Below are 26,076 nucleotides of genomic sequence, written 5' to 3'. Positions count from 1 at the left end.
GCGGGGGTCCGATGACCAGCATCGCCGAGCAGGTTGACCGGCTGGCAACCTGGGAGGCCCGGGAGGCGGGCCTCCACCGGGTGCTCCCGTTCATCGGGCTGGCCGTCGGGGCACTGCTCACCACCGCCGCGCCGGCGCCCCTGGGCCGCTCAGCGATCCCCCACCTGCTCGTCGCCGCAATCGCGGCGGGCTGGATTGCCTGGTTCGTCAGCCTGCACCCCGATTGGGCGACCCGGCGCACGCTGATGGTCGTCTACTACGTCGGGCTGCTCGCGCTCAGCGCCATGCTGGTGCTGAGCAGCCCCTGGTACGGCTTCTTCAGCTGGGCCGGATTCCTGCACGCGATGATGCTGCCTGGCAACTGGCGGTTCGCCGGGGTGGCTGCCTCGGCCGTCCTGGCAGGCACCGCGCAGGGCGGCGGTCTGCCGCACTCTCTGTCGCACTGGCTGCTCTGGTGCGTGCTGGTGCTGTTCAACCTGGGCGCGGCCGGTGGGATGATCTGGTTCGCCACCATCGCCGAGCGGCAGCACGCCAACCGCAAACGGCTGGTCGAGGAGCTGGCCGAGGCGAACCGCCGGCTGGCCGAGACGATGCGGGAAAACGATGGGCTGCACGCCCAGCTACTCACCCAGGCCCGGGAGGCCGGGGTGACCGACGAGCGGCAGCGGATGGCCCGGGAGATCCACGACACCCTGGCGCAGGGCCTCACCGGCATCATCACCCAGCTGGAGGCGGCCGGGGTGGCCCGGGACCGGCACGCCGACTGGCAGCGGCACGTGGACACCGCGGTCGCCCTGGCCCGGGAGAGCCTCACCGAAGCACGCCGCTCGGTGCGGGCGGTCCGCCCCGAGGCGCTGGAGGCCGCCCGGCTGCCCGAGGCGCTCGCCGAGCTGACCCGGCGCTGGTCGACGATCAACGAGGTACGCGCCGAGGTGAACGTGACCGGCGACGCCCACCCGCTGCACCCGGAGGTCGAGGTGACCCTGTTGCGGACCGCTCAGGAGGCGCTGGCCAACGTGGCCCGGCACGCCAAGGCGTCCCGGGTCGGGCTCACCCTGTCGTACATGGGTGACGTGGTCACCCTGGACATCCGGGACGACGGCACGGGTTTCCCGGTCACCGACCCGCCCGCCCTCCACCGTCCCGACGGCGGATACGGTCTGATCGCCATGCGGCAGCGGGTGGCCGGCGTCGGCGGCGAGCTGGCCGTCGAGAGTGAGCCGGGCTGCGGCACCGCCGTCTCGGCGTCCGTGCCCGCACTTTCCGGGGGTGCCGGGTGAACGCCCCGGTCCGGCTGCTGATCGTCGACGACCACCCGGTGGTACGGGACGGCCTGCGTGGCATGTTCACCGGCGACCCGGATTTCGAGGTGGTCGGCGAGGCCGGTGACGGTGCCGAGGCGCTCGCGCTGGCCGCGCACCTGCGTCCGGACGTGGTGCTGATGGACCTGCGGATGCCCGGGATGAACGGGGTGACCGCGATCGGCCGGCTGGCCCGTTCCGGCAGTTCCGCCAAGGTGCTGGTGCTCACCACGTACGACACGGATGCCGACGTGCTGCCGGCCATCGAGGCCGGCGCGACCGGCTACCTGCTGAAGGATGCTCCCCGGGACGAGCTGGTCCGAGCGGTACGGGCCGCCGCCCGGGGCGAGTCGGTGCTGTCCCCCAGCGTCGCCGGTCGGCTGATGGGACGGCTCCGCGCGCCCGCCGAGGAGCCGCTGAGCCAGCGGGAGCTGGAGGTGCTCACCCTGGTGGCGAAGGGCGCGTCCAACCGGGAGGCCGCCGCCCGGCTGTTCATCAGCGAGGCCACGGTGAAGACCCACCTGCTGCACGTCTACGCCAAGCTCGGGGTCAACGACCGTGCCGCCGCCGTGGCCGTCGCGTACGACCGGGGCCTGCTCACCCCCGGCGGGCGGTGAGCGGGGGCCGGGCAGGATGGGCGGATGCGCGCCTCCCGACTGATCTCGCTGCTGTTGCTGTTGCAGGCCCGCGGGTCGATGACCGCGGGCGAGCTGGCGCGGGAGCTGGAGGTCTCCGAGCGGACGGTCTACCGGGACGTGCTGGCGCTCTCCGCCGCCGGGGTGCCGGTCTACGCCGACCGGGGCCGGGCCGGCGGGTACCGGCTGCTCGGCGGCTACCGGACCCGGCTGACCGGGCTGACCCGGGACGAGGCGGAGGCGCTCTTCCTCTCCGGCCTGCCCGGGCCGGCCGGCGACATGGGGCTCGCCGACGCGGTCGCCGCCGCTGAGCTGAAGGTGCTCGCCGCGCTGCCTCCCGCGCTGCGGGATGCCCCGGCCCGCGCCGGGCAGCGGTTCCACCTGGACGTCCCGGGCTGGTTCCGGGAGACCGGACCGCCGCCATGGCTGACCGAGTTGGCCCGGGCGGTCTGGCGGGACCGGGTGGTGCAGCTGGGGTACCGGCGCGGCGACCGGGAGGCGACCCGCCGGGTGCAGCCGTACGGGCTCGTGCTCAAGAGCGGGGTCTGGTACCTGGTCGGCCGGGTCGGCGAGGACGCCCGCACCTACCGGGTGGACCGGGTGACCGGGGTCGAGGTGGGCGAGGAGAGCTTCGACCGGGACGAGGACTTTGACCTGGCCGGGTACTGGCGCGAGCAGGCCGGGTCGTTCCTGCGGACCATGCTGCGCGCCGAGGTCACCGTCCGGCTCAGCCCGGCCGGCCTGCGCCAGCTCCGGCACCTGGTGGACGCCCCCTTCGTGTACGACGAGGTGGTCGCCACCGCCGACGAGCCCGACGGGCAGGGGCGGGTCGTAACCCGGCTGCCGGTCGAGTCCGTCGAGGTGGCGTACCACCAACTTCTCGGGCTCGGCCCCGAGGTGGAGGTCCTCGAACCACCCGCGCTACGGGAGCTGTTCGCCGACGCGGCGGACCGGCTCCGCGAGCTCTACCGGTAGCCGGTGACGTCCGCCGGCTTGCCGGCGTTGACCACCTCGGTGATGTACCGGATGGCCTCCGGCTGGCTGCCGTCGACGTCGGTGAACCCGTACACCTTGGCCAGCGAGCCGGCGTCGACGGACTCGCCGTTCCAGCGGGCCTTGTCCTCGTCGGCGGCCAGCGCGGCGACCGCGCGTCCGACGAAGGCCGGCGTCTCCGAGATGAGGAAGTGCGGGTCGGTGGCCGCCCCGTCGCGCCAGTTCTCCTCGGTCACGCCGAAGATCTCCAGCATCGCCTCGGAGCGGAGCCAGCCTGGGGTGAGAGCGACGGCGGTACAGCCGTGCGGCTTCAGCTCGTGCGCCTGGCTGAAGGCGAGTCGGTTGACCGAGGCCTTGGCCAGGTCGTAGAAGACCGAGAGTCGATAGTTGTCGTCGTTGTACGCCTTGGTGCCGTCGCCGATCTCCACCACCAGGCCGCCAGGCTTGCGGATCAGTAGCGGCAGCGCGAAGTGACTGGTGATGATGTGCGTGTCGATGGCCAGGCGCAGGGTGCGGAAGCCTGCGTCCAGCGGTTGCTCCCAGATCGGCTTCTCCCAGGTGACCAGCGGGTCGCCGCCCCAGATGTCGTTGACCAGCACGTCGAGTTGGCCCTGCTCGGCGTCGATTCGGGCGACCAGGTCGCGGACCTGCTCGGGCACCAGGTGGTCGACCCGGACGGGGATGCCGACGCCGCCGGCGGCGGTGACCAGCTCGGCGGTCTCCTCGATGGTCTCCGACCGGTCCATCTCCGAGCGGCCGGCGCGGCTGCTGCGGCCGGTGGCGTACACGGTGGCCCCGGCGGCGCCGAGCTGGACGGCGATCTGCCGACCGGCACCCCGGGTAGCGCCGGCGACGAGCGCGATCTTTCCTGCGAGCGGTTGTGTCATGCCTTCGAGGCTGCCAGCAATACCTGACAGCCTCCGTCCGAATTCCGGATCGGGTCACGAGCGGCCGGCGGGCATCCACGCCGCCCTGTCGAGCTGCCCCATTTGTGGGGCAGCTCGACGTCTAGGCCCGCTCGACGTCTAGGCCCGCTCGACGTCTAGGCCCGCTCGACGTCTAGGCCCGCTCGACGTCTGGCCCGCTCGACGTCTGGGCCCGCTCGACGGGCGGCGAGCCACCCGTACCACGCCCCATATCTGGGGCAGCTCGACAGGCCCGCATCCAGTCATGCCCGGCCGAACGGCTGCCCGGCTGTCACTGCACGTCGAACTCGTTGCCCTCCGGGTCGGTCATGGTGGTGTGCACGCTGCCCCGGTCGGCGACCTCGCGCAGCACGGTGGCGCCAAGCCCGACCAGCCGCTGCACCGTCGCCTCCCGCTCGTCCGGGCCGGCGTGCAGGTCGATGTGCAGCCGGTTCTTGACCTGCTTGGGCTCCGGCACGGCCTGGAACAGCAGCCGGCGGCCGAGACCGATGCCGCTGACCGGTTGGACCGGGTCCTCTGGGTGGCGGACCGCCGCGAGTTCCCGAAAGGCCCGCCGGCCGTCGACCTCGACGTACTCGTCCGGACCGACCCTGCCGGCCGCGGCCAACTGGTCGATGAGGGCGCTGTTGTCCTCGACCTCGTATTCGAGGGCCGCCGCCCAGAACCGGGCCAGCGCGATCGGCTCCGCGCAGTCGACGACGAGCTTCCATGCCAGGGCCATCTGGATCCCCTTCACCTTCGTCGGCGACCCGCAGCGTGCGGACCACCCCTGTAACCGTTTATAGTGGTTACGTGACCGACGTCGCAAGTGGAATCACCCTGGTGTCGCTGCAAGGGGCCCGTTTCCTCTTCGATCCAGGAGCGCTCTGCCTGGAGTTCCTCACCAGCGGCGGGCCGGGCATCGGGGCCCGTTTCGAGGTGCTGCACCGCCCGGCGGATCTCGCCGACTGGCTGGGGCGGTCGCGGCTGCGCTTGGACCCTGCCCGGGTCGACGTCGACCCGGCGGAGTTGGCCACCGCGCGGCGCCTGCGGGACGCGCTGTGGCGGCTGGTGTGCGCCCGCACCGGCACCCGGCCACCGGCCACCACGCCCACGGACTTCGACGCGACGCCCGGCGACCTCGACACCCTCAACGAGGCGGCGGCCGCTGCGCCGCTGGCGCCCCGGCTGGATGCGGACGGGACGCGGCACTGGGTGCTCCCGGCCAGCGGGCAGCAGGCCCTCGCCAGCATCGCCCGGGACGCGATCGACCTGTTCAGCGGGCCGTACGCCGACCGGATCCGGGAGTGCGGCGCGCACAACTGCTACCTGGTCTTCGTGGACACCTCACGCCCCGGGCAGCGCCGCTGGTGCAGCATGGAGCGCTGCGGCAACCGGCACAAGGTCCGGTCGCTGCGCGCCCGCCGGGACGCCTAGTCCACCAGGCGGCAGCGCCCTCAGTCCACCAAGCGACAGCGCCCCTCAGTCCGCGAGCCGGACGCGGACCCGGCGATTGGCCCGGCCCTTGCTCTCCACCTTGACCACCTGCACCTTGCCGATCTGGGCGGTGGAGGCCACGTGGGTGCCGCCGTCGGCCTGCACGTCCAGCCCGACGATGTCGACGATCCGGACCTCCTGCTCGTCCGGCGGAATGAGGTTGGACTGGGTGCGGATGATGTCCGGCAAAGACAGCGCCTCGACGCGCGGCAGCACCCGGACGGCAACCGCGCGGTCGGCGGCCACCTCGGCGTTGACCAGCTCCTCGATCCGGCTCTTGAAGTCGGCCGGCACCTCGGGCAGGTTGAAATCCATCCGAGCCTCGCCCGGTTCCATCGAGTTTCCAGTCACGAGCGCGCCGAAGTCGCGGAACACCACCCCGCAGAGCACGTGCAGCCCCGAGTGGGTGCGCATCAGCCGGGTGCGGCGCTCGTCCTCCACCGCGCCGGTCACCTCGGTGCCGGGCGGCGGCAGCGGGTCACCCTCGGCGGGAATCAGGTACGGGTCGTCGCCCTTGCGGGTGCCGACGATCCGGGTCTGCACGCCCTGCCAGAGCAGCACCCCGTGGTCCGGCGGCTGCCCCCCGCCGCCCGGATAGAAGGCCGAGCGGTCCAGCACGATGCCCTGCTCCGGGTCGGCGTGCAGGACCGTGCAGGTCCACTCGCGCAGGGTCGGGTCGGCAAGGTCCAGCCGGTGCGTCCGGCCATGTTGTGTGACGCCCATGACAGGGAACGCTACTCGTTCAGGAAGCTGGACACTCGCTCCCGCAGGTCGGCGCGTTCCGTCCAGAGCACGCCGGGCCGGTCGTAGACGTGCAGGGTGGCCTGGGGCAGCGCGGCCGCGAGCTGCTCGGCCACCTCGACCGGGTGCAGATCGTCGCCCGCACAGCCGATCACCAGCGCCGGTGCGGTGACCGCCGCCAGGGCGGTGGCGTCGCGCAGCGGCGCCTGCTCCGGCAGGGTGGCCAGACCGTCGGCCAGACCGTCGCGGAGCAGCTGGTCGAGTCGCTGCCGCAGGTACGCCCAGCCGGCCGGGGTGTTGCGCACCGCCGTGGGCAGCTCCAGCGAGACGATGTCGGCGACCGCCGAGGCGTCCCCGCTCTCCACCGCCTCCAGCAGGTCCGTGACGCGTTCCTGGGCGACCTGGCCGCGCGGCTGGTCGAGCACCGCCGGGAGGAAGAAGACCAGCTTCTCGAAGCGTTCCGGGCTCTCGGCCAGCAGCCGGCAGAGCGCACCCGCGCCGAGGCTCACCCCGAACGCCCGACTGGCGCCGCCGAGATCCGCGACGGCGCGCAGATCCCGGGCCAGGTCCAGGTAGCTCCACGGCCCGGCCGGCGCGTCGGAGCGGCCGTGCCCGCGGAACTGGAAGAACACCTTGCGGCCGGTCACCCCGCTGCCGAAGGGGCGGGTGGTGGCGATGCCGTTGCCCAGCCCGTGCGCGAACACGGTGACCGGATCACCGGTGCCGGTGACCAGCCGCTCCAGCCGTACCCCGTGCGGGGTGGTGACCAGCTCGGTCTCCGGCTCCGGCAGCGCCGGCCGGCCGGTACGCGGACCACCCGGACCGGGCCCCCAGGTGCGGGGCCCACCGTCCGGCGGGGGTGGCCAGCGGAAACTTCTCACCAGAACCCTTTGCCGTCGCTCAGGTCGCGCAGGCCGACCCGGACGTCGAGCAGGTAGATGAGGGCGGCGGCGATGCCGATCAGTCCGAAGAGGCTGATCGGACCGAAGCCGAGAAGGGTCAGCACCAGGCAAACCGCCAGGATGGCGATCCAGCCACCCTTGGGCAGCGTCCCGATGGCGGGGAAGCCGTCGGAGCGCTGTGTGACGGCGTGCACCAGCGCGACACCCTGGATGATCAGCGCGAAGACGAGCAGGATCAGCTCGATCACGTAGCGGACTTCGAACGCGAAGATCGGCGCGGCGTTGGCCATGCCGGCAAGCTTATGTCGACGACCCCGACTACGTCCGACAAGGACGCCGCCGGGGTCGTCGACACCACGAACTACTCGGCCGCCGGACGGGTCCGCTTGGTGGCCCGGGGCAGCTTCGCCGACGGGGTCGCGGCCGGCTTGGCGGCCGGCTTGGCGGCCGTCCGCGCCCGGGCGGCCTTCTTGACGGCGGCCGGCTTGGCCTCGGCGATCTCGGCCACCTCGGCCGGGCTCGGCACGTCGGCCGGGCTGGACACCTGGGCCGGGCTCACCGGGGCGGTGGCTACCGCGTCGGCGGTCGCCGGCGACACGGCCTGGGTCGCCTCGATGTCGGCGTTGACCGTCTCGGCGGCCTCCAGCACGCCGGCGCCGACGACCCGCTCACCACGGGCGACCAGTGCGCCGTACGCGGCGAACGCGCGCTCCTGCGCGGCCTGGGCACCGGCGACCACCACAGCGGCGTTACGGGTCGCGGCGGCGCGCAGCTTGTCGAGGTCGGTGACCTCGCGGAGCTTGGCCAGGTCGGCGGACTCACGGAGCTTGGCCAGGTCCAGCTCTGCCTGAGCCCGGCCGCGCAGGGTCTCGGCGGTCTCGTTGGCGGTACGCAGCGTCTCGGTGGCCTTCTGGCGCAGCTCGAAGCCGGTCAGCACGGCTCGGCCGCCCAGGTCGGCGACGACCCGGGTGCCGAGGACGCCGACCACGGCCGGCAGCTTGCGCAGCTGCTGGAGGGCCAACTCTCCGGCACCGGCGGCGGCGTAGATCGGGGCGGGGATGCGGTTGGTCTTCGGCTCGGTCATGAGGTCTCCTCTTCGGCCGCGTCGGCGGCCTTCCGGACCGCCGGACCGGCGGCCTTCTTCTCGGGGGTGCTGGTGCTGGGCGGGGCGGGGGCGGACCCCGCCTCGGTGACGGCGACCGACTCGAGCACGGCCTCGGTCGGGGTGCCGCCCGCGGTGGTGGGGCCGGTCGCGGCCAGGTTGGCCACGTCGGCCGGCTGGTCGGCGATGTCGGTCGGGGTGGTCACCCCGGCCGCGCCGCCGGTGTTCGTGCCGGCGCCCTCGGCCTTGGCCTCGGCCTCGGTCAGCCGGGCGTTCTCCCGGCGGAAGGTCTCGTAGATCTGGCTGAGCGACTGCTTCTGGGCCATCGTCAGGTCGGCGTCCACCGCGATGGCGGCGAGCACACCGTGGCCTTCCTTGTCGTCGAGCAGCCCGGCCCGCAGGTACATCGCCGGGGTGGATACCCGCAGGGCGCTGGCCAACTGCTGGAGCACCTCCGCGCTGGGCTTGCGCAGACCGCGCTCGATCTGGCTGAGGTACGGGTTGCTGACCCCCGCCTGCTCGGCGAGCTGCCGCAGCGAGATCTTCGCGTTGCGCCGCAGATCGCGGATGAACCCGCCGACGTCGGGGAGGTCCTTCGGTGTGGCCATGACACCGACGCTAACCGGCCCCGCTAGCTCCTGCAAGCAAAACGCTAGCAAGAGTTAGCAAGGTCTCAGCATCTTGTTTGCGCGCCGCTCGTCCGATCCGTACCGTCCGTCCGTGCACAAGACCACAGTCAATGGAGCAGTCATCGCGTACGACGAGGCTGGCAGCGGCTCGCCCGTCGTGCTGCTGCACGCCGGCATCGCCGACCGCCGGATGTGGCGGGGGCAGTTGTCCGCGCTCGCCGCCCGGCACCGGGTGATCGTCCCGGACCTGCGCGGCTACGGCGACTCCGAGTTACCCCCGATCCCGTTCGCGCACCACGACGACGTGGCCGGCCTGCTGGACGCGCTCGACCTGCCCCGGGCCGCCCTGGTCGGCTGCTCCTTCGGCGGGTCGGTGGCCATCGACACCGCGCTGGCGTATCCGGACCGGGTGAGCGCGCTCGCGCTGTTCGGCACGGCGGTCTCCGGCAATGAGTGGTCCGAGGAGGCCAACGACCTCTGGGACAGCCTGGTCGGCGAGGTCGATCCCGACGACTTCGCCGCCGGAGCGGCCGGTGAGGTGCGGTTCTGGGTGGTCGGCCCGGGCCGTCAGCCGGCCGACGTCGACCCCGGGCTGATCGCGTTCGCGCAGGAGATGGATCAGCGCGCGCTCGCCGCCGAACTGGCCCTCGGCGCGGTGGAGGTGGGCGAGCTGACGCCGCCGGCGATCGAACGCCTCGGCGAGCTGCGGCTGCCCGTCCTGGTCACCGCCGGCGCGGCGGACGTGCCGGACATCCGCCGGCTCGCCGACCGGATCGCCGCCGAGGCACCCGACGCGGTACGGCTGCCCGACGTGCCGGACGCCGCACACCTGCTGCCGCTGGAGCGCCCCGAGCCGGTCAACGCCGCCCTGCTCGACTTCCTGAGCTGAGCCCGCCCGACTCCGCAGAGCCCGCACCGAGGGTGTCGGGCGAATGAGGCTGATACCTCAGAGGCATGAATATGCCTCTGAGGTATCGCGCTCATCCGCGAGTGGCCGTCCCCGACGGTCGGGACCAGTCGCCGCTCACCAGAGCGGACGGACCGCGCCGACCGGGACGCCGCCGCCGAAGAGCGGCACCTCGGCGTACTCGGCAAGCACCGGGGCGTCCACGCCGAGCCGGCGCAGCGCGGAGACCAGCACCGGCATCCGGGCCCGGTCGGCGCCATCGTCGATCTTGAGCGCCACCGCGCCGACGCCCGGCAGGCCCACGGCGATCACGCCCTCGGCGCCAACCTTCGCCAGCAGGCCCGGAACGCCGCGCATCAGCCGGGTGTCGTCGGCCCGGGTGCCACCCACGATCTCCGGGTGGGCGCGCATGGCGTCGGCCACCGCGCGCGGCACCGAACCGGGCTCGGCGTCGACCAGCCGGAGGTACGCCCCGGCCAGACCGGTCAGCGACACGGCGAGCACCGGGGCGCCGCAGCCGTCCACCCCCACCGCCGCCGCCTGCTCACCGGTGAACTCCTCGATGGCTGCCCGCAACCGCTGCTGCAACGGGTGCTCCGGCAGCCAGTAGCCGTCCAGCGGCCACCCGGCAGCCTGGCAGGTCAGCAGCATCCCGCTGTGCTTGCCGGAGCAGTTCATCTGCACCCGGGTCGGGCCGCCCCCGGCGCGCAGCACGGCCTCCCGGGCCGCCGCGCCCACCGGCAGGTCGGGCGGGCAGTGCAGAGCCGAGGCGTCCAACCCGGCCCGATCCAGCAGCGCACCGACCCGGGCCAGGTGGAATTCCTCACCCGCGTGACTGGCCGAGACCAGCGCCAGGTCGGCCGGGTCGGTCAGCGGCAGGCCGGAGCGGAGCATCCCGATCGCCTGCATCGGCTTGCTGGCCGAGCGGGGAAAGATCGGTGCGGTCACATCCCCGACGGCTGCCACCGGCACACCGGCGGCGTCCAGCACCACCAGCGAGCCGCGGTGCGCGCCCTCCACGAACCCGGACCGGACCACCTCTGCGAGCGGCGCGCCGCCCTCGTACGTCTTTCCCACGTGCTGGACGGTACCGACGGTCCCGGGGGTCTCGGCGGCGGGGTGACCAGGTCGTCCACCGCCCGGGTGACAGGGGTGCCCGACAGAGCCGGCCTTACAGGCCGAGCAGCTCGCGGGCCTCCGCGGTGGTCAGCGGCGGCCGCTGGGCGAGCTGGGCGAAACCGACCGCGCGGGCGACCAGTTGCATGTTGGACTCCACCGGCCGGCCCTTGGCGTACGTCACGGTGTCCTCCATGCCGACCCGCAGGTGCCCACCGGTCGACAGCGAGGCCAACATGACCGGGATCGTGCTGCGACCGATGCCGGTGGCCGCGAAGGTGGTGCCCTCCGGCAGGTCCCGCAGCATCCGGTGCGCCGCGACCAACGTCTCGGTGGTGCCCGGCATACCGCCCGGCACACCCATCACGAAGTCGACGTGCACGTGCCCCCCGGCCGGCAGGCCGTACTTACCCAGCAGCCGCTGCAACGCGGACAGGTGGCCGAGGTCGAAGATCTCGTACTCCGGCACGATCCCGCGCTCCTGCATCCGGCTGTGCAGGTCGACGATGAACTCCCAGCGGTTGAGGAAGACGTCGTCACCGAAGTTGACCGTGCCCATGGTGCACGAGGCCATGTCCGGGCGGGCGTCGAGCACGGCCAGCCGGGATGCCTCCGGGTCGGTCACCGCGCCGCCGGAGGAGAGCTGCACGATCAGGTCGGTGTTCTCGCGGAGCGCCGCCACCGTCTCCCGCAGGCGCACCGGGTCGAGGGTCGGCCGCGCCGCGTCGTCGCGGATGTGAACGTGGATCACGGCAGCGCCGAGGGCCTCGCACTCCTTGGCGGTGAGCACCAGCTCGTCGAGCGTCACCGGCAGCGCCGGCACCTCCGCCTTGGCCGACTCCGCGCCGGTCGGGGCTACCGTGATCAACGTCCCTGTCGTCATGCCGGCGATCCTAGACGGCCCGGTCAGGCCGGGTCGATCGCCGCCGCGGTCTCGCCGATCCGCAGCGCGGCGTCCTCCGGGACGTTCCGCTTCAGCACCGCCAGGGCGATCTGGCCCAGCTCGTGGTGCAGCACGGCGGTGCCGACGAAGCCCACCGTCCGGCCGTCGAGGGTCACCGGCGTACCGGCGGTCGGCGGCTGGTCGGTGGTGATCCCGTCCAGGTGCAGCAGCACCAGCCGACGCGGCGGACGGCCCATGTTGTGCACCCGGGCCACCGTCTCCTGCCCCCGGTAGCAGCCCTTGTCCAGGTGCACGGCCGGGCCGATCAGGTCCACCTCGGCCGGGATCGTCCGGTGGTCGGTGTCCACCCCGACCCGGGGCCGCCGGGCGGCCACCCGGATCGCCTCGTACGCCCAGAGCCCGGCGACCGGTACGCCAGCGCCGCGCAGCTCCGCCACCACCTGCTCCATCGCGGCCCGGGGCACCAGCAGGTCCACCCCGAGCGGGCCGCGTCGGGCCCACCCGCCGGTGGGCAGCGGGCGAACGTCGTACCGGACGCTCGCTCGGGGCGGCACGGCACCGGCGGCGAACTTCGGACCCGGCACGGCGATCAGGTCCGGTGCGGCCAGCCCGGTCACGCCGAGCACGCCCAGCACGTCCGTCGCCGCCGGCCCGACCAGCGACAGCAGCGCCCGCTCGGCGGTGGCGTCGCGCGGCTCGACCTTGCTGAAGAACCGCATCTTCTCCAGGTACGCCAGCAGGCCGGCGGTCGCCCCCGGCTCAGTGTCCAGCCAGGTGGTCTCGCCATCCTCGGCGACCATGGCATGTTGCTCGACGTGCCCATGCGGGGACAGCACCAGCAGCTCGGTGCCGTCGTTGGCGGCCAATGTCGCCAGGTGCTGCGAGGTGATCGTGTGCAGCCAACTGGCCCGCTCCTCCCCCGGCACCGCGATGATCCCCCGGTGCGACCGGTCGACCAGGCCGACCTCGGTGTCCAGGATGCGCTGCTCGCGCAGCGGGTCGCCGTAGTGCGCGGCCACCCCTCGCACCCCGGCCGCCGCGTGTGCCGGCTCCGGCTGGTCGCGGCTGGCCTCGTCGATGCTCTCGACGGCCACCGCACCCGCTATGTCGATCATTTCTGGTCCCCGTTCTCGCAGCGTCCGCAGACACCGAAGAGTGACACGTGCCCGATGTCCACCCGGAACCCGCGCTGCGCGACCAACTGGTCGGCGAGCGGGCGGAGCAACTCCGGATCGATCTCGTCGATCGCGCCACACTCCCGGCAGACCAGGTGGACGTGCTGGTGCTCACCGGCCGCGTGGTAGGTCGGCGAGCCGTGCGAGAGGTGCGTGTGGGTCACCAGGCCGAGCCGTTCCAGCAGCTCCAGCGTGCGGTAGATGGTGGTGATGTTGACGCCGGCAGCGACCTCCCGCACCGCGTTGTGCACCTGCTCGGGGCTGGCGTGGCCCAGATCGAGCACCGCTTGGAGGACAAGCTGCCGCTGGGCCGTCAGCCGCAGCCCACGGGCCCGCAGCATTTCCGCGAGGGAGGATTCGGACACCGTCCGATCATAGTTCGGCAACCATGCCGATCTCCGCATCGCGATGGACCGCCGCTAGGCTCGACGGTCATGGTGATGTCGTCCGTCGGAAAGGTCGCGGCCGACCCGACCGCGCGGATCGTCGTCCTCGGCCGCGGCCCGGTGCCGGCCGGCGAGCCCGTGCTCCGCGGTGACGACCTCGGTGTGCTGCGCGGCGACGGCCTCTTCGAGACCATGCACCTGCGCCAGGGCCGGCCGTGGCTGCGCGACGAGCACCTGGCCCGGCTGGCCGCCTCGGCTGCCGCCGTCGAGCTGGCCCTGCCACCCATCGCCGCGCTGATCGACCTGCTCGACACCGTGCGCGCGGGCTGGCCGGCGCGGGTGGAGGGGGCGCTGCGACTGGTCTGCACCCGGGGCCCGGAGGCCGGCGGCCCGCCGAGCGTCTACGCCACGCTGACCGAGGTGCCCGCGTCGTCCCGGGTTGCCCGTCGGGACGGGATCAGCGTGGCAACCCTGCCGCTGGGGGTGCCAGCGGGGGCACGCACCGGACTGGACTGGCTGCCCGCCGGGATCAAATCCACCTCGTACGCGGTCAACACCGCCGCCCGCCGCTGGGCCGACCGGGCCGGGGTGGACGACGTGCTCTGGATCTCCTCCGACGGGTACGCGCTGGAGGGCCCCACCGCCAACGTGGTGTGGCTCACCGGCGGCACGCTCTGCACCGTGCCCGCCGCCACCACCGGCATCCTGCCCGGCACGACCGTCGCCTGGCTGCTGGGCCACGCTGGCGAGCTGGGCCTGACCGCCGCCGAGCGGATGGTCACCCCAGCCGAGCTGCACGCGGCGGACGGCGTCTGGTTCACCTCGTCGGTCCGCGGGCTCACCGAGATCCACACGCTGGACGGGGTGCGCCGGGCGCGCTGCCCGCGTACCCCCGCCCTGCACGCCGTGCTGGGTTTCCCCGTCCCGTGACGGTCAGCCGCCGACCCGGACGAGCCGGGCGGAGAGGTGCGGGCTGAGCCCGTGCCCCATCGCGGCCATGTCCTGGGCGTAGAGCAGCGCGCCCTCGACGATGCCGAAGAGCCGGTGCCCGCCGGTGACCTCCTTGGCGGTCGCCGTCCGGACCACCGCGTCGGTGGCGAACTCGACCTGGGTGCCGTTGCGCTTACCGAGGTGGAGCTCCATCACCCCGCTCGGGGTGGTCAGCAGAGCCTCCAGCTCGTCGGTGGCCCGGCCGTCCACCAGCACCGGCCGCCACCAGCCGACCTCACGCCCGGCGGGGCGGACCGGCTTGCTCTGCTCGTCGAGGATCCAGGCGCGGGACTCGTAGTGCAGGAACGGACGGCCGTCGTGGCTGATCCGGATCTCCTGGGCGTAGTCGAAGTCCTCGACGGTGGGGAAACCACCCTTGCCCCGGCCGCGCCACAGGCCGATGTAGGGCAGCAGGCCGTCCAACGCCGGGTGCAGCTTCGGCCCGACCCGCAGGTCGTGACTCTCCTCGAACGGGTACGGGTCGACCGGCGGCGCGTTCAGCCACGGGGGCTGCAGCGGGTTCTCGTCGCTCACCAGCGTCACCAACGTCCTCTCGATATGCGTACGGCGAGGTAGACCAGGCCACCGGCGAGCCCGCCCAGGCCGGCGACCAGCAGGCTGACGAACCCGATCTCGGTAACCATCCCGGCCATCCTATGCTGGGCCTCATGGCCCGCACTCTCGTCGTCAAGGCCACCGCGGGGGCGGACGCCCCGGAGCGGTGTGCGCAGGCGTTCACGGTCGCCGCCACGGCGGTCGCGGCCGGGGTGGACGTATCGCTCTGGCTGACCGGCGAGGCGACGTGGTTCGCGCTGCCCGGCCGTGCCCAGGAGTTCGAGCTGCCGCATTCCGCCCCGCTGGCCGAGCTGCTGCACGTCATCCTGACCAGTGGCAGGGTGACCGCCTGCACCCAGTGCGCGGCCCGGCGGGAGATCGGCCCGGACGACGTACTGCCCGGCGTCCGGATCGCGGGCGCCGCGGCCTTCGTCGAGGAGGCGCTGGCCGAGGGCGCGCAGGCCCTGGTCTACTGACCAGCGGCGGGACGACCCGGACGGTAGGGGCGGAGTGCGGATACCGACCCGACATCTCGGACGGCTGCCTACGATTCGGATGTGACCGAGGCGACGGAGAGGTTCTTCGAATCACTGCCGGCGCGTGCCCCGGAGGTCCTCGGCGGCCTGGTCGCCGGAACCCTTCAGATTGACCTCGGCACCGACGACCAGACGACCGAGCACTGGCTGGTCCGGATGCGGCCGGGGTCGGTGCAGGTCAGCCGCAACCGCGGGCCGGCCGACGCCATCTGGTACAGCAGCGCGGCCCTGTTCGACCGGCTGGTGACCGGCGAGGCCCAGGGGGTCGCGGCGGTGCTGCGCAACGAGAGCACGTTCAGCGGGAACGTGGTGCTCTTCCTGGCCTTCCGGCGGTTCTTCCCGAACCCGCCGGGCACCCGCGATCCGCGCGAGGTGGCTCGGAAGCAGGCCGGGCGGATGGCGTGAACGATCTCGTCAGCATCCTGGACGGCAACACCTTCCTGGTCAGCGACCGGACGGGGGACATCGAGCCGTCCTACGACTTCCCGACCGGGCTGTTCTCCTTCGACACCCGCTTCCTGTCCAACTGGTTGCTCACCCTGGACGGCGAGCGGCTGCACGCCCTGTCGATGGACGATTCCGAGTCGTACCGGACCAAGTTCTTCCTGGCCCCCGGCGAACCGACGCACTACCTGGACGCCAAGGCGTCGGTGATCCGCAGCCGGGCGATCGTGGGCAGCTTCGAGGAGGAGCTGACCGTGCTGAACCACACCGGCGAGGAGGTCGAGTTCACCGTCCGAATAGAGATGGCGTCGGACTTCGCCGACCTCTTCGAGATCAAGAACGCCCGGCGGAAGCGCGGTCAGACGACGATTTCGGTGGCCGACAACGAGTTGCGCCTGATCTACCGGCGGGAGGCGTTCCACCGGGAGACGCTGATCACCTCCAGCGCACCGGCCATGGTCGACTCCTCCGGGATGACCTTCCAGATCCGGATCGCCCGGAACAGCGAGTGGAGCACCCGGCTGCACGTGTCCACCGTCGTCTACGGCGCGCGGGGGGAGGACATCCGGGCCACCCTGCCCTACGGCGGCAGCCGCAGCGCGGACGCCATCCGCGCCGAGCAGCAGGAGCTGATCGACCGGGCGCCGAAGCTCGGCTGCGACTGCGAGCCGCTGGCCGGGGCGTACCGGCGCAGCCTCAACGACCTGGCCGCGCTGCGCTATGAGTCGATCGCCCTGGGCGTGCGGCTGCTCGCCGCCGGGCTGCCCTGGTTCATGACCCTGTTCGGCCGGGACAGCATCATCACCTCGTTGCAGGTGCTGCCGTTCCTGCCGGAGCTGATCCCGCCGACCATCGTGATGCTGGCCGGCCTGCAGGGGCACCGGGTGGACGACTTCCGGGACGAGGAGCCGGGCAAGATCCTGCACGAGCTGCGGTACGGGGAGACCGCCGGTTTCGAGGAGCAGCCGCACTCGCCGTACTACGGGTCGGCCGACTCGACGCCGCTGTTCATCATCCTGATCGACGAGTACGAGCGCTGGACCGGCGACTCCGAGTTGATCCGGCGGCTGGAACCGCAGGTGCGCGCGGCGCTGGAGTGGATCGACACCTACGGCGACCTGCTCGGCACCGGCTACCTCTGGTACCAGACCCGCAACCCGGAGACCGGCCTGCAGAACCAGTGCTGGAAGGACTCCTGGGATGCCATCTCGTACGCCGACGGCCGGTTGCCCGGCTTTCCCCGGGCCACCTGTGAGCTGCAGGGCTACGCGTACGACGCCAAGATCCGGGCCGCCCGGCTGGCCCGGACGTTCTGGAACGACCCGGCCTACGCAGACCGGCTGGAGCGGGAGGCCGCCGCGCTCAAGCAGCGGTTCAACCACGACTTCTGGATCGCCGACCGCGGGTACTACGCGCTCGCCCTGGACGCCGACGGGAAGCAGGTCGACGCGCTGTCCTCGAACATCGGGCACCTGCTGTGGAGCGGAATCGTCGACGAGTCCCGGGCCGGCAAGGTGGTCGAGCACCTGCTCGGGCCGCGGCTGTTCTCCGGTTGGGGGGTGCGGACCCTCGCCGAGGACCAGGGCCGGTACAACCCGATCGGCTACCACGTGGGCACCGTCTGGCCGTTCGACAACTCGATCATCGCCTGGGGGTTGTGGCGGTACGGCTTCCGGAACGAGGCCGGGCTGATCTGCGACGCGATGCTGGCCGCATCCCGCTACTTCGATGGGCGGCTGCCCGAGGCGTTCGCCGGCTACGCCCGGGACCTCACCGACTACCCGGTGGAGTACCCGACCGCGTGCAGCCCGCAGGCGTGGTCGACCGGCACACCGTTGCTGCTGCTGCGGGTGATGCTGGGGCTGGAGCCGCAGGGCGAGCACCTGATCATCGATCCGGCCGTGCCACCGGGCATGGGCCGGATCGAGCTGCTGGACATCCCCGGGCGGTGGGGTCGGGTCGACGCACTGGGCCGCAGCCGCGGCCCGGAGGAGCAGCAGCCGGGCGTCTGACCCGGCGGGATGCTCGGCTCAGCCCGGGCAGCCGACGGTGGCGGCCAGCCGGGCGGCGTCCGGGGTGAGGTCGGCCAGCACGGTGACCGGGCCGGCGCGGTACGCGTACACCGGGGGGTTGTCCAGCAGCGGGTTGCCGCCGGCCAGCGGCGCGAGCCCGCCCGGCGACGCGGCCGGGTTGGGACCGGCGGCGGACCGCGCGGTACGGGCCGACGCGCCGCCCGGACAGGGCGCGGTGACCAGCTCCGGCGCGGCGTCGGCCGGCCGGCCGAGCGCCCGCAGCGCGGCCGTCAGGGCGGCGACCTCCGGGCCGCCGTCGGTGGTCGAGGGCGGGGTGTAGCCGGAGCCAGTCGGCCGACAGCCGGTGTCGACGGTCAACCGGATCCGACCGTCCCCGGTCGGCCGTCCCTGGACGGCGACGAACTCACCAGCGTCGGCGCGCAGCACCGGGCCGTCCCGCCCGGACCCGACCCAGGCCCGCCAGTTCGCGGGAAGTCGCTCGGCGATCCCGGCCAGGACGGTGCGCTCGGTGCCGGCCGGCGCGAGCACACCGACCTCCCGGCGAAGCGTGGCACCGTCAGCGAGCGGGGTGACCCGGCAGCCCGACCCGATCCGCGCCGGGCTCAGCTCCAGCAGCCCGGCCGCGCCGGCCGCCCGGGCCAACTCGCCGACCGCCCGGTCGACCACCGGGCCGGCCTGGTCGAGGGAGCGCTGCTCTCGCACGGTCGGTGGATCGTCGCGGACCGACGTCCAGGCGAGCAGGGCCAGCAGCACGGCCCAGACCACGCTCGCGACCAGCAGCCAGCGCCGCCGTCGCCGGGGTGCCGGCGCGGCGGGACCGGTCGACGGGGCCCACCCCGTCCGGACAGCACCGCTCACCCGGCCATGGTGTCACGGGCGATCCGCCGGCCCGGCGGCGACCGGCGCCCGCCGCGGCGGGTGGGCAGCCCGGGTCGTCGGGCGGTGGTCAGGCGGGCCGGGATGGCGGGTCGAGCCGGTAGCCGACGCCCCGCACGGTGTGCACCCGCGGGCCGCCCGGCAGGCTGCGCAGCTTGTGCCGGAGCCGCTTGATCGCGGAGTGCACGACTGCGCTGTCGCCCAGGTACGCGCCGTTCCAGACGGCCGCGAAGAGCTGCTGGTAGCTCCACACCACCGGCGGCGGACCGATCAGCCGGGCGAGCAGCTCCCGCTCGGTGCGGGTGAGCGGGAGCGGATCACCGCACCAGGTGACCAGGCGCCCGGCCCGGTCGACGACCAGCTCGCCCCACGTGACCGGCCCCTGCGGCACCGCCGGCGGGCTGACCGGCGCGACGGCCGTGGCCGCGCCGCCTGGCGGCGACGGGAACAGCATGGCCCGCAGTTCGGCCAGGTCGACGCAGCTCACCACCGGGCCGACCCCGTCGAGCTGGCGCACCACCCGCTCCCGCACCGAGACGTCCGCGGTGACGCAGACGACGATCGGGACCCCTGCACCGGGCCTGGCGCCTTCACCCGCACTGACCGTGAATTCCACTCGACGATAGTGACGTACGCCGATGGATTTCGGGGGGCGACCCATGGTCGAGGTCACGCTACGTAACTGACTCCGACCATCTCGACCGGGAAACGACCGGGGCCGGTCACCCGCGAGGGTGACCGGCCCCGGTCGATCAGAGGGTGGGCTGTCAGGCGACGGTGACGCTGACCTCGTTGATGCCCCGGCCGGCGGTGACGGCGGTGTCGCCGTTGCCGTGTCGGGACAGCGCGCGCAGCGTCCAGGAGCCCGGCGCGGCGAAGAACCGGAACTGGCCGGCGGCCGAGGTGACGACCTCGGCGGTGAACTCACCGGTCGAGTCGAGCAGCCGGACGTACGCGCCCGCCACGACCTCGTCCGCCTCGGAGCGGACGATGCCGGTGATCACGGTTTCCTTCTCCAGGTCCAGGCTGGCCGGCAGCGGCGCGGCCTGGTCCGGGGCGGCGCAACCCGCGGTGGTGGGAGCAGTCATGGTCAGGCCTCCCCGGGCTCGTCGCCGAGCGCGACCGGCACGCCGACCAGCGAGCCGTACTCGGTCCAGGATCCGTCGTAGTTCTTCACGTTGCGGTGACCCAGCAGCTCCTGGAGCACGAACCAGGTGTGCGAGGAGCGCTCACCGATCCGGCAGTAGGCGATGGTCTCCTTGCCGTCGTCGAGCCCCGCGTCCCCGTAGATCCTGCGCAGCTCGTCGTCGGACCGGAAGGTGCCGTCCTCATTGGCCGCCTTGGACCACGGGACGCTGATCGCGGTGGGGATGTGCCCGCCGCGCTGCGCCTGCTCCTGCGGCAGGTGGGCGGGGGCGAGCAGCCGGCCGGCGAACTCGTCGGGGCTACGCACGTCGACCAGGTTCTTGGTGCCGATCGCCGCGACGACCTCGTCGCGGAAGGCCCGGATGGAGGTGTCCGGCTCCTGCGCGACGTACTGGGTCGCCGGACGGGTCACCGCGTCGGTGACCAGCGGGCGGGCGTCCAGCTCCCACTTCTTGCGACCGCCGTCGAGCAGCTTCACGTCGCGGTGGCCGTAGAGCTTGAAGTACCAGTAGGCGTACGCGGCGAACCAGTTGTTGTTGCCGCCGTACAGGATGACGGTGTCGTCGTTGCTGATGCCGCGCTCGGAGAGCAGCGCCTCGAACTGGGTCTTGTTGACGAAGTCCCGGCGGACCTGGTCCTGCAGGTCGGTCTTCCAGTCGATCTTGATTGCGCCGGCGATGTGGCCGGTGTCGTAGGCCGAGGTGTCCTCGTCGACCTCGACGAAGACGACGCCCGGGGCGTCGAGGTTCTTCTCGGCCCACTCGGCCGAAACGAGTGCGGTGTCGCGACTCATCGAATCACTCCCTGGTGAGGATGGATGGTGAGCCAACGCGCGAATATCGATGGGTTTGACTGTCGCACCGCGCGCGGGACCCAGCGGAAGGACGGGATCACGGGTTCGTGCGACGGCGCCGCTGCCGGGCGTTCGGTGGGATCACCGGAGGGTACGAGAACCCTGCGTGCCGGTGGCCGCCGTCAGGCGGCCGAAAACAGCCCCGCCGTCAGATGACGGGGCGACACAGGCAGGTGGCCACGCGGCACAGGTCGACCGCGCGCCGTTTGGTGAGGTGGGTCCCCATGGCCACGGAGCCTACCAGCCAGTGACCGTGCTGCCACTGGGTCGACCAGCATCCGGGAATCCAGGGCCGACCGCCGGCGTCCCTCCGCCCGGCGGCCGGCTGGCCGATCAGCTCGCGGAGTTGATCGGCACGTTCTTCGCGTCGGCGGTGACCGCCAGCCCTTCGGGCAGCGGCCGGACCTCCCGAACGGCGAGCTGGAAGGGAAGGTCGGGCAGGGGCACGTCGATGGAGATGCCCTTGGCGTAGTTGTTCAGCAGCGCGCGGGCCAACGGCAGGTTCGGCAGGCCCTCGGCGTCCAGGTCGTTGAAACGCAGCGCGACGGCGCCACTCTTGGCGACCGTGACGTCGGCGGTGCCGCTGACGGTGAGCGTCTGGCCGAGGATGTCGACCGGGGCGGTGACGGCGAGCTTGCCGCCCTGCTCACCGAGGGTGAGCCCGGGCCGGTCCAGCAGCGCGGCGAGACTCTCGTAGCTGATCGTGCCGGTGCCGTTGACCGTGTCGGCGACAACGTCGCCCTGCCCGGTGCGCAGAGTGTCCAACGAGGCCCGCACGTTGCGGGCGTCCACGTCCAGCACCAGCAGCCGCACGGCGTCGCCCTCAACCGAGGCCTGCACGTCCCGCAGCTTGATGGAGATCCGCTGGTAGCGGCCGTCGAGCACCTGGGTCAGGAACGGAGTTCCTCCGACCTCCACATCGGGCGCGGCGGCCTGCGCGCCCTGCTTGGTGACCTCCTGGCTGACCCGGTCGGCGATGGCCCGCTCGGCCACCCCGACCGCCACCCGGTCCGCGATCACCAGCAGCCCTGCCACCAGCAGGAGCAGGACGACCAGGCCGATGAGCAGCTTGCGACCGCGCCGTCGGGGCCGGACCCCGTCCGCCGGATACTCCTGCGCCACGCCGCCTCCTGTCTCCGCCCGCCGCTTGCGGCGGATCGTCGGTACCGGTTGCCGCAGCGCGGCGCACCACCCGTAGGTACCCGACCGGTCCCGGGCTCAACCGTGACTCAGAGAAAGAGCATGCACATGGCGTACGCGGCCGGCGCGGCCAGGGCGAAGCCGCCGAGCGGACCCTGCATGTGCCGGGCGACCCACATGGTGGGTGGCTCGCCGGCCATCAGCCGGCCCGCCTCCGCGTACCCGACGGCGAGGTCGGAGAGGACGGCGGTGACCGCCGCGACCAGGCCGATCACCGCAGCCCGTGTCGGCGTGAAGGGTGCCACCAGGTAGCTGCCGAGCATCGCGCTGACCAGCGTGCCGACCATCGCGCCGGCAACCACGCCGGCGGCGCCCCGGGGGACCTGCGGGGCCAGCCGGGGCCAGGGCAGCACCGCGTCGGTGAGCCGGGCGACGGTCAGCGCGACCCCGCTCGCGGTCAGGCAGACCGTGATCGCCTGGGTGCCGGCCGGGATCCTGCTGAGCACGATCAGGGTGCCGAAGGCCACCACTCCGACCACGATGAGCAGCGTGGCGCCGAGCGAGTCGGTGACCCGGACCCGGTCGACCCGTCGGACCAGCTGACCGAGCACCGCGGCGAGGAACCCGCCGGCCGCCAGGTAACCCAGGGGCGCCAGGCCGGCGACGTCGGTCTGCACCGCGGCGATGTCGACGACTGCGGCGACCGCGGCGCTGACCCCGGCGACCAGCAGCAGCGCCGGTGGACGCATGGCCATCGTCCAGGCGAGCACGAACAGCAGTTGGACGCCGAAGATGATGAAGGCGAACGGCAGCCGGTGACCGGGGCCCGAGGTCTGCGCGCCGAGCACCAGGCCGACACCGAGCAGTGCGGCGAAGCCGGCGATGGTCAGCGCCAACGAACGGCGCACCTCGACCGGGGGTACGACCTCCTCCTCCGGCTCGTCGATCTCGTCTTCGGAGCGGCGGGCCGGCTCGCCGGCGCGGCGTGCCCGGCGGGGCCCACCCCGCTCGCGGCGGTTGCCGTCGATGACAGGCGGGCCGGTACGCGGCGCAGGCGGGTGACCACGGGTCGGTGCGGCCGGGCCCGGGCGGGGCCCGTCGGGCCACGATTCGCGGCCGGCGTCGGGCGAGGTGGAGGGAAACACGCCCCGATCGTGCCAGACCGACCGCCCGACGCGGTGGTCACGGGTTTCAGCAACGTTAAAACCTGTGCCACGATCAGGGGCAAGCTGGACAAACGGGAAATTGCCTGACGGCACAGCCAAGGCGATCGGTTAGGCTCAACGCGTTACCCGCCCGTCAGCGACGCCGGGACCACGCAATTTCTCAGCGCACTCCCCCGTGAGTGTGTCTGGTCGCGCGCGGCCGAGCGCCGCCGGGACGGAGGTGATCGTGGAGATCCTGCTGCTGGTGACCGCACGCGCAGGGGAACCGTCCGCTGTTCTGCCGGCACTCGACCTGCTGCCGCACTCGGTCCGCACCGCACCGCGCGACGTCCGCACCCTGGTCGCGGGCCCCAGCCCCGACGCGGTGCTGGTGGACGCGCGGTCGGAGCTGAGCGAGGCCCGGGCGACCTGCCGGATGCTGCACGCCACCGGGCTCGGGGTGCCGCTGGTCGCGGTGGTGACCGAAGCCGGCCTGATCGCGTTGAACGCGGACTGGGGCGTCGACGACGTCATCCTCGCCGCGGCCGGCCCCGCCGAGGTGGAGGCGCGACTGCGGCTGGCGGTGGGCCGGCTGAGCAACGCGACCGCTGGCGCCGGCGGCTCGATCCGGGCCGGCGAGCTGACCATCGACCCGGACACCTACGCGGCCAAGCTGAAGGGGCGCCCGCTCGACCTCACGTACAAGGAGTTCGAGCTGCTGAAGTTCCTGGCCCAGCACCCGGGCCGGGTGTTCACCCGGGATCAGCTGCTGCGCGAGGTCTGGGGCTACGACTACTTCGGCGGCACCCGCACGGTGGACGTGCACGTCCGACGGCTGCGCGCCAAGCTCGGCTCGGAGTACGAGTCGATGATCGGCACCGTCCGCCAGGTGGGTTACAAGTTCGTCGTACCGCCCTCGCGGTCGCTGCCCGAGGCGGAGCACGCGCCGCTGCCCGTCTGATCCGCACCCAGGCGGGGGAACGATTCCCCGTATGCCCTTTTGGCGCAGCTCGTCGGTTCTATTCTGACTGCCGGGTTTGTCGGAGAAAGGGGCGACGGTGCGCGCAGTGACCACGGGGACCACGGGCCGGCGTGACCGGTCAGCCAGGCGGAAGCCGTGAAGTGGAGCAACCCGACCGTCCGGGCGGCGGGAATCGTGGTGTTGGTGGTGACGGCGCTGCTCGGCTCGGCGTACGTGCTGGGCCGCAGTCTCATCCCCGACCAGCCTCAGCGGCAGGGGACCGGGGTCAACACGAACGCCGACGGGCCGTACTACGCCGACCAGCCCACCGACGACGCGTCCAGCGCGGCCCCGACCACCAGCAGCGGCCCCGCCCAGGCCGGTCAGGACGGGTCGGGGCGGGACGCCGAGGGCGAGAAGCTGTTCGGCGCGCACTCCACCACCGGCACTCCACGACTCGCGCTGACCTTCGACGACGGACCGGACCCGCGATACACCCCGCAGGTCCTCGCCACGCTGCGCGAGTTCGACGTCAAGGCCACGTTCTGCGTGGTGGGCGAGAACGCCCAGGCCCACCCCGATCTGATTCGGGCGATCGTGGCCGATGGGCACACCCTGTGCAACCACTCCTGGCACCACGACGTCACCCTGGGCAATCGTTCGGCGGACACGATTCGCGCCGACCTGTTGCGGACCAACGAGGCGATCCGGGCAGCGGTGCCGGACGCGCCGATCGTCTGGTATCGCCAGCCCGGCGGCGCCTGGACCTACCCTGTGGTGTCGATGGCGCAGCAGCTCGGCATGACCCCGCTGCACTGGTCGGTGGACCCGGCGGACTGGGAGGCCCCCGGCGCCTCCAAGATCGCCGCGTCAGTGCTCACCCAGGCCGAGCCAGGATCGGTGGTGCTGCTGCACGACGCGGGTGGGGACCGGCAGGGCACGGTGGACGCGCTGCACCGGATCCTGGCCGACCTCACCGGACGGTTCGAGCTGGAGGCGCTGCCCACCGACCCGACGTGAGCCGGTCGGGGATCCCGGCCGACCGTCGTCCCCGGCGACTACGGTGACGGGATGAGCAGCGCGGAGCCGACCAGCGACCAGGTGACCCGGACCGACCGACTGGCCCCGGCGGAGATCGCCGACGTGCTGGCCCTGGCCCGCTCCGCAGGCGACACCGACGGCGCGGACCCGCTCGACGAGCACGTCCTGCTCCGGCTTCGTGATCCCAGTGCGCCGGCCGTGCACCTGATCGCCCGCGCCGACGACGGCACCCTCACCGGGTACGCGCACCTGGACACCACCGACCCGGTCGGCGGGATCGGGGTGGAGCTGGTGGTGCACCCCGCGTACCGCCGGAGGGGCACCGGGCGGGCGCTGGTTCGGGGCGTGCTCGCCTCGGCCACCGGGCCGCTGCGGGCGTGGGCGCACGGCGACCACCCGTCGGCCGCCGCGCTCGCGGTCGACCTCGGGTTCACCCGGGTGCGGGTGCTCTGGCAGCTACGCCGGCCACTGGCCGCCCCGCTGCCCGAGCCGCGGCTGGCCGATGGGGTGGTGCTGCGCGCGTTCCGGCCGGGCGCGGACGACGCGGCCTGGCTGGCCCTCAACGCGCGGGCCTTCGCCGAGCACCCCGAGCAGGGTCGGTGGACCTCGGACGACCTGCGGGTCCGCCTCGCCGAGCCGTGGTTCGACCCGGGCGGCTTCCTGCTCGCCGAGGAGACCGCCACGGGCCGACTGCTCGGCTTCCACTGGACCAAGGTGCACGAGCGCCCGGGGTCGGCCCGGATCGGCGAGGTGTACGTGCTCGGCGTGGAACCGACCGCGCACGGCGGCGGGCTCGGCCGGGCGCTGACCACCGCCGGGTTGGCGTACCTGCGGGACCGGCGAGGGCTGGACCGGGTGATGCTCTACGTGGACGACTCGAACACCGGCGCGGTGGCGCTCTACGAACGGCTGGGCTTCGCCCGCTGGTCCGCGCACATCAACTACCACCTGGGCTGACCAGCGGAGTTGACCTCCGGGCAGCCGCTGCGGCCGGGTCACCAGGGGGTAACGGCCACGCGTCGGCGGGATAACGCCCAACCGGATATATGACCATACTTCCGACAGGTGTACCCGAGTTCACTTAACGGACAACCCACCCTCAGCAAGCGGTCACCTCGAGGGGCGTACGTGTTCACCTCGCGTTCACTTGCGACCGGCGAACC

General features: G+C 72.9%; 32 protein-coding genes. 12 read left to right on the top strand and 20 right to left on the bottom strand.

The features are described 5' to 3' along the window. The first annotated feature begins 11 nt into the window (after window positions 1-11). From OG990_RS32275 to OG990_RS32265, 3 genes are read left to right on the top strand one after another with little or no spacing between them, the layout of a single operon-like run. Window positions 12-1,280 (top strand): sensor histidine kinase, encoded by a 1,269-nt coding sequence (locus OG990_RS32275; protein WP_406078146.1) that lies wholly within the window; start codon window positions 12-14, stop codon window positions 1,278-1,280. After that, on the top strand, window positions 1,277-1,918 hold the full coding sequence (locus tag OG990_RS32270) for a response regulator transcription factor (protein WP_328420850.1): 642 nt from the start codon (window positions 1,277-1,279) through the stop codon (window positions 1,916-1,918). The genes OG990_RS32275 and OG990_RS32270 overlap by 4 nt, the downstream gene beginning before the upstream one ends. A 24-nt stretch (window positions 1,919-1,942) precedes the next feature. Then, on the top strand, window positions 1,943-2,911 hold the full coding sequence (locus tag OG990_RS32265; protein ID WP_355601618.1) for a YafY family protein: 969 nt from the start codon (window positions 1,943-1,945) through the stop codon (window positions 2,909-2,911). On the opposite strand, the gene OG990_RS32260 is transcribed toward OG990_RS32265, so the two are convergent. After that, window positions 2,902-3,816: an SDR family oxidoreductase gene (locus OG990_RS32260; protein WP_328420854.1), complete on the bottom strand. Its 915-nt coding sequence runs from the start codon at window positions 3,814-3,816 to the stop codon at window positions 2,902-2,904. The two genes, OG990_RS32265 and OG990_RS32260, sit on opposite strands and share 10 nt — an antisense overlap. Window positions 3,817-4,126: 310 nt before the next feature. Continuing rightward, window positions 4,127-4,576, bottom strand: a complete 450-nt coding sequence (locus OG990_RS32255; RefSeq protein ID WP_328420856.1) for a VOC family protein — start codon at window positions 4,574-4,576, stop codon at window positions 4,127-4,129. A 71-nt stretch (window positions 4,577-4,647) separates the two neighbouring features. On the opposite strand from OG990_RS32255, the gene OG990_RS32250 reads away from it, so the two are divergent. Beyond that, entirely contained in the window at window positions 4,648-5,271 is a 624-nt protein-coding gene (locus tag OG990_RS32250) for a CGNR zinc finger domain-containing protein (RefSeq protein WP_406078145.1), read from the top strand. Between the two features lie 45 nt (window positions 5,272-5,316). Here OG990_RS32250 and OG990_RS32245 read toward each other — a convergent pair whose 3' ends face one another. The 5 genes from OG990_RS32245 to OG990_RS32225 form a co-directional block, all read right to left on the bottom strand. After that, window positions 5,317-6,054: an alanyl-tRNA editing protein gene (locus tag OG990_RS32245; RefSeq protein ID WP_406078144.1), complete on the bottom strand. Its 738-nt coding sequence runs from the start codon at window positions 6,052-6,054 to the stop codon at window positions 5,317-5,319. A gap of 11 nt (window positions 6,055-6,065) precedes the next feature. Beyond that, window positions 6,066-6,953, bottom strand: coding sequence for an alpha/beta hydrolase (locus OG990_RS32240; protein ID WP_355601624.1), 888 nt, complete (start codon window positions 6,951-6,953; stop codon window positions 6,066-6,068). Next, window positions 6,950-7,264 (bottom strand): DUF2516 family protein, encoded by a 315-nt coding sequence (locus tag OG990_RS32235; RefSeq protein ID WP_328420864.1) that lies wholly within the window; start codon window positions 7,262-7,264, stop codon window positions 6,950-6,952. The genes OG990_RS32240 and OG990_RS32235 overlap by 4 nt, the downstream gene beginning before the upstream one ends. Before the next feature lie 71 nt (window positions 7,265-7,335). Then, the gene (locus tag OG990_RS32230) at window positions 7,336-8,058 is read right to left on the bottom strand and encodes a hypothetical protein (RefSeq protein ID WP_406078143.1); all 723 of its coding nucleotides are present in this window, start codon (window positions 8,056-8,058) and stop codon (window positions 7,336-7,338) included. Beyond that, entirely contained in the window at window positions 8,055-8,684 is a 630-nt protein-coding gene (locus tag OG990_RS32225; protein ID WP_328420868.1) for a helix-turn-helix domain-containing protein, read from the bottom strand. Before OG990_RS32225 ends, OG990_RS32230 begins: the two co-directional genes overlap by 4 nt. Window positions 8,685-8,796: 112 nt before the next feature. Here OG990_RS32225 and OG990_RS32220 point away from each other — a divergent pair, with 112 nt between their 5' ends. Beyond that, window positions 8,797-9,594: an alpha/beta fold hydrolase gene (locus OG990_RS32220; protein WP_386988124.1), complete on the top strand. Its 798-nt coding sequence runs from the start codon at window positions 8,797-8,799 to the stop codon at window positions 9,592-9,594. A 135-nt stretch (window positions 9,595-9,729) separates the two neighbouring features. Here the strand turns inward: OG990_RS32220 and OG990_RS32215 are convergent, their stop codons facing one another. The 4 genes from OG990_RS32215 to OG990_RS32200 form a co-directional block, all read right to left on the bottom strand. Then, window positions 9,730-10,689: an asparaginase gene (locus OG990_RS32215; protein WP_406078142.1), complete on the bottom strand. Its 960-nt coding sequence runs from the start codon at window positions 10,687-10,689 to the stop codon at window positions 9,730-9,732. 94 nt (window positions 10,690-10,783) lie between these two features. After that, on the bottom strand, window positions 10,784-11,611 hold the full coding sequence (locus OG990_RS32210) for a 3-keto-5-aminohexanoate cleavage protein (RefSeq protein ID WP_406078141.1): 828 nt from the start codon (window positions 11,609-11,611) through the stop codon (window positions 10,784-10,786). Between the two features lie 23 nt (window positions 11,612-11,634). Next, a complete protein-coding gene (locus OG990_RS32205; protein WP_406078140.1) occupies window positions 11,635-12,747 on the bottom strand; it encodes a YgfZ/GcvT domain-containing protein in 1,113 nt (370 codons plus the stop codon). Next, window positions 12,744-13,172 (bottom strand): Fur family transcriptional regulator, encoded by a 429-nt coding sequence (locus OG990_RS32200; protein ID WP_328420878.1) that lies wholly within the window; start codon window positions 13,170-13,172, stop codon window positions 12,744-12,746. The genes OG990_RS32205 and OG990_RS32200 overlap by 4 nt, the downstream gene beginning before the upstream one ends. 75 nt (window positions 13,173-13,247) lie before the next feature. On the opposite strand from OG990_RS32200, the gene OG990_RS32195 reads away from it, so the two are divergent. Continuing rightward, window positions 13,248-14,123: an aminotransferase class IV gene (locus OG990_RS32195; RefSeq protein WP_406078139.1), complete on the top strand. Its 876-nt coding sequence runs from the start codon at window positions 13,248-13,250 to the stop codon at window positions 14,121-14,123. Between the two features lie 3 nt (window positions 14,124-14,126). On the opposite strand, the gene OG990_RS32190 is transcribed toward OG990_RS32195, so the two are convergent. Next, entirely contained in the window at window positions 14,127-14,717 is a 591-nt protein-coding gene (locus tag OG990_RS32190; protein WP_328420882.1) for an FABP family protein, read from the bottom strand. 5 nt (window positions 14,718-14,722) lie between these two features. Then, window positions 14,723-14,827, bottom strand: coding sequence for a small membrane protein MtfM (gene mtfM, locus OG990_RS32185; protein ID WP_030327764.1), 105 nt, complete (start codon window positions 14,825-14,827; stop codon window positions 14,723-14,725). Between the two features lie 12 nt (window positions 14,828-14,839). Between mtfM and OG990_RS32180 the strand changes: the two genes are divergently transcribed. The 3 genes from OG990_RS32180 to OG990_RS32170 all read left to right on the top strand — a co-directional run bounded on the left by OG990_RS32180 (window position 14,840) and on the right by OG990_RS32170 (window position 17,730). Continuing rightward, window positions 14,840-15,214, top strand: coding sequence for a DsrE family protein (locus OG990_RS32180; RefSeq protein ID WP_328420884.1), 375 nt, complete (start codon window positions 14,840-14,842; stop codon window positions 15,212-15,214). Between the two features lie 81 nt (window positions 15,215-15,295). Then, the gene (locus OG990_RS32175) at window positions 15,296-15,679 is read left to right on the top strand and encodes an SCP2 sterol-binding domain-containing protein (RefSeq protein ID WP_328420886.1); all 384 of its coding nucleotides are present in this window, start codon (window positions 15,296-15,298) and stop codon (window positions 15,677-15,679) included. Beyond that, complete coding sequence (locus OG990_RS32170; protein ID WP_406078138.1) at window positions 15,676-17,730, top strand: glycogen debranching N-terminal domain-containing protein; 2,055 nt, start codon at window positions 15,676-15,678, stop codon at window positions 17,728-17,730. Before OG990_RS32175 ends, OG990_RS32170 begins: the two co-directional genes overlap by 4 nt. A gap of 18 nt (window positions 17,731-17,748) precedes the next feature. Here OG990_RS32170 and OG990_RS32165 read toward each other — a convergent pair whose 3' ends face one another. From OG990_RS32165 to OG990_RS32135, 7 genes are all read right to left on the bottom strand, one after another. Then, window positions 17,749-18,609: a hypothetical protein gene (locus tag OG990_RS32165; protein WP_406078137.1), complete on the bottom strand. Its 861-nt coding sequence runs from the start codon at window positions 18,607-18,609 to the stop codon at window positions 17,749-17,751. A gap of 88 nt (window positions 18,610-18,697) precedes the next feature. Then, complete coding sequence (locus tag OG990_RS32160) at window positions 18,698-19,243, bottom strand: winged helix-turn-helix domain-containing protein (protein WP_386988149.1); 546 nt, start codon at window positions 19,241-19,243, stop codon at window positions 18,698-18,700. A gap of 151 nt (window positions 19,244-19,394) precedes the next feature. Beyond that, window positions 19,395-19,715 carry a DUF1416 domain-containing protein gene (locus tag OG990_RS32155; protein WP_328420892.1) on the bottom strand — a complete coding sequence of 107 codons (321 nt, stop codon included), beginning with the start codon at window positions 19,713-19,715 and terminating at the stop codon, window positions 19,395-19,397. Between the two features lie 2 nt (window positions 19,716-19,717). Continuing rightward, window positions 19,718-20,566, bottom strand: a complete 849-nt coding sequence (locus OG990_RS32150; protein WP_355601643.1) for a sulfurtransferase — start codon at window positions 20,564-20,566, stop codon at window positions 19,718-19,720. Window positions 20,567-20,774: 208 nt separating this feature from the next. Continuing rightward, a complete protein-coding gene (locus tag OG990_RS32145) occupies window positions 20,775-20,852 on the bottom strand; it encodes an Ms5788A family Cys-rich leader peptide (RefSeq protein WP_310503780.1) in 78 nt (25 codons plus the stop codon). A 107-nt stretch (window positions 20,853-20,959) separates the two neighbouring features. Continuing rightward, a complete protein-coding gene (locus OG990_RS32140; protein ID WP_406078136.1) occupies window positions 20,960-21,748 on the bottom strand; it encodes a DUF2993 domain-containing protein in 789 nt (262 codons plus the stop codon). Window positions 21,749-21,855: 107 nt separating this feature from the next. Continuing rightward, window positions 21,856-22,911, bottom strand: a complete 1,056-nt coding sequence (locus OG990_RS32135; RefSeq protein WP_328420898.1) for a hypothetical protein — start codon at window positions 22,909-22,911, stop codon at window positions 21,856-21,858. 241 nt (window positions 22,912-23,152) lie between these two features. On the opposite strand from OG990_RS32135, the gene OG990_RS32130 reads away from it, so the two are divergent. From OG990_RS32130 to mshD, 3 genes are all read left to right on the top strand, one after another. Next, a complete protein-coding gene (locus OG990_RS32130) occupies window positions 23,153-23,872 on the top strand; it encodes a response regulator transcription factor (protein ID WP_328426127.1) in 720 nt (239 codons plus the stop codon). A 156-nt stretch (window positions 23,873-24,028) separates the two neighbouring features. Continuing rightward, a complete protein-coding gene (locus OG990_RS32125; RefSeq protein WP_386988159.1) occupies window positions 24,029-24,892 on the top strand; it encodes a polysaccharide deacetylase family protein in 864 nt (287 codons plus the stop codon). A gap of 51 nt (window positions 24,893-24,943) precedes the next feature. Continuing rightward, window positions 24,944-25,870, top strand: coding sequence for a mycothiol synthase (gene mshD, locus OG990_RS32120; RefSeq protein WP_406078135.1), 927 nt, complete (start codon window positions 24,944-24,946; stop codon window positions 25,868-25,870). The last annotated feature ends 206 nt before the right edge of the window (window positions 25,871-26,076 follow it).

This window comes from Micromonospora sp. NBC_00858, from assembly GCF_045207365.1.
Lineage (GTDB): Bacteria > Actinomycetota > Actinomycetes > Mycobacteriales > Micromonosporaceae > Micromonospora.
The sequence above is the reverse complement of the archived record's forward strand: the minus strand, read 5'-3'. Positions and strand labels throughout refer to the sequence as shown.

Excerpts from the sequence above, each read along its gene's own strand:
- OG990_RS32225 (WP_328420868.1), bottom strand. The coding sequence starts at position 8,684 with ATGGCCACACCGAAGGACCTCCCCGACGTCGGCGGGTTCATCCGCGAT.
- OG990_RS32155 (WP_328420892.1), bottom strand. The coding sequence starts at position 19,715 with ATGACTGCTCCCACCACCGCGGGTTGCGCCGCCCCGGACCAGGCCGCG.
- mtfM (WP_030327764.1), bottom strand. The coding sequence starts at position 14,827 with ATGGTTACCGAGATCGGGTTCGTCAGCCTGCTGGTCGCCGGCCTGGGC.
- mshD (WP_406078135.1), top strand. The coding sequence starts at position 24,944 with ATGAGCAGCGCGGAGCCGACCAGCGACCAGGTGACCCGGACCGACCGA.
- OG990_RS32180 (WP_328420884.1), top strand. The coding sequence starts at position 14,840 with ATGCTGGGCCTCATGGCCCGCACTCTCGTCGTCAAGGCCACCGCGGGG.
- OG990_RS32210 (WP_406078141.1), bottom strand. The coding sequence starts at position 11,611 with ATGACGACAGGGACGTTGATCACGGTAGCCCCGACCGGCGCGGAGTCG.
- OG990_RS32205 (WP_406078140.1), bottom strand. The coding sequence starts at position 12,747 with ATGATCGACATAGCGGGTGCGGTGGCCGTCGAGAGCATCGACGAGGCC.
- OG990_RS32255 (WP_328420856.1), bottom strand. The coding sequence starts at position 4,576 with ATGGCCCTGGCATGGAAGCTCGTCGTCGACTGCGCGGAGCCGATCGCG.
- OG990_RS32265 (WP_355601618.1), top strand. The coding sequence starts at position 1,943 with ATGCGCGCCTCCCGACTGATCTCGCTGCTGTTGCTGTTGCAGGCCCGC.
- OG990_RS32260 (WP_328420854.1), bottom strand. The coding sequence starts at position 3,816 with ATGACACAACCGCTCGCAGGAAAGATCGCGCTCGTCGCCGGCGCTACC.
- OG990_RS32145 (WP_310503780.1), bottom strand. The coding sequence starts at position 20,852 with ATGGGGACCCACCTCACCAAACGGCGCGCGGTCGACCTGTGCCGCGTG.
- OG990_RS32150 (WP_355601643.1), bottom strand. The coding sequence starts at position 20,566 with ATGAGTCGCGACACCGCACTCGTTTCGGCCGAGTGGGCCGAGAAGAAC.
- OG990_RS32245 (WP_406078144.1), bottom strand. The coding sequence starts at position 6,054 with ATGGGCGTCACACAACATGGCCGGACGCACCGGCTGGACCTTGCCGAC.
- OG990_RS32230 (WP_406078143.1), bottom strand. The coding sequence starts at position 8,058 with ATGACCGAGCCGAAGACCAACCGCATCCCCGCCCCGATCTACGCCGCC.
- OG990_RS32275 (WP_406078146.1), top strand. The coding sequence starts at position 12 with ATGACCAGCATCGCCGAGCAGGTTGACCGGCTGGCAACCTGGGAGGCC.
- OG990_RS32195 (WP_406078139.1), top strand. The coding sequence starts at position 13,248 with ATGTCGTCCGTCGGAAAGGTCGCGGCCGACCCGACCGCGCGGATCGTC.
- OG990_RS32235 (WP_328420864.1), bottom strand. The coding sequence starts at position 7,264 with ATGGCCAACGCCGCGCCGATCTTCGCGTTCGAAGTCCGCTACGTGATC.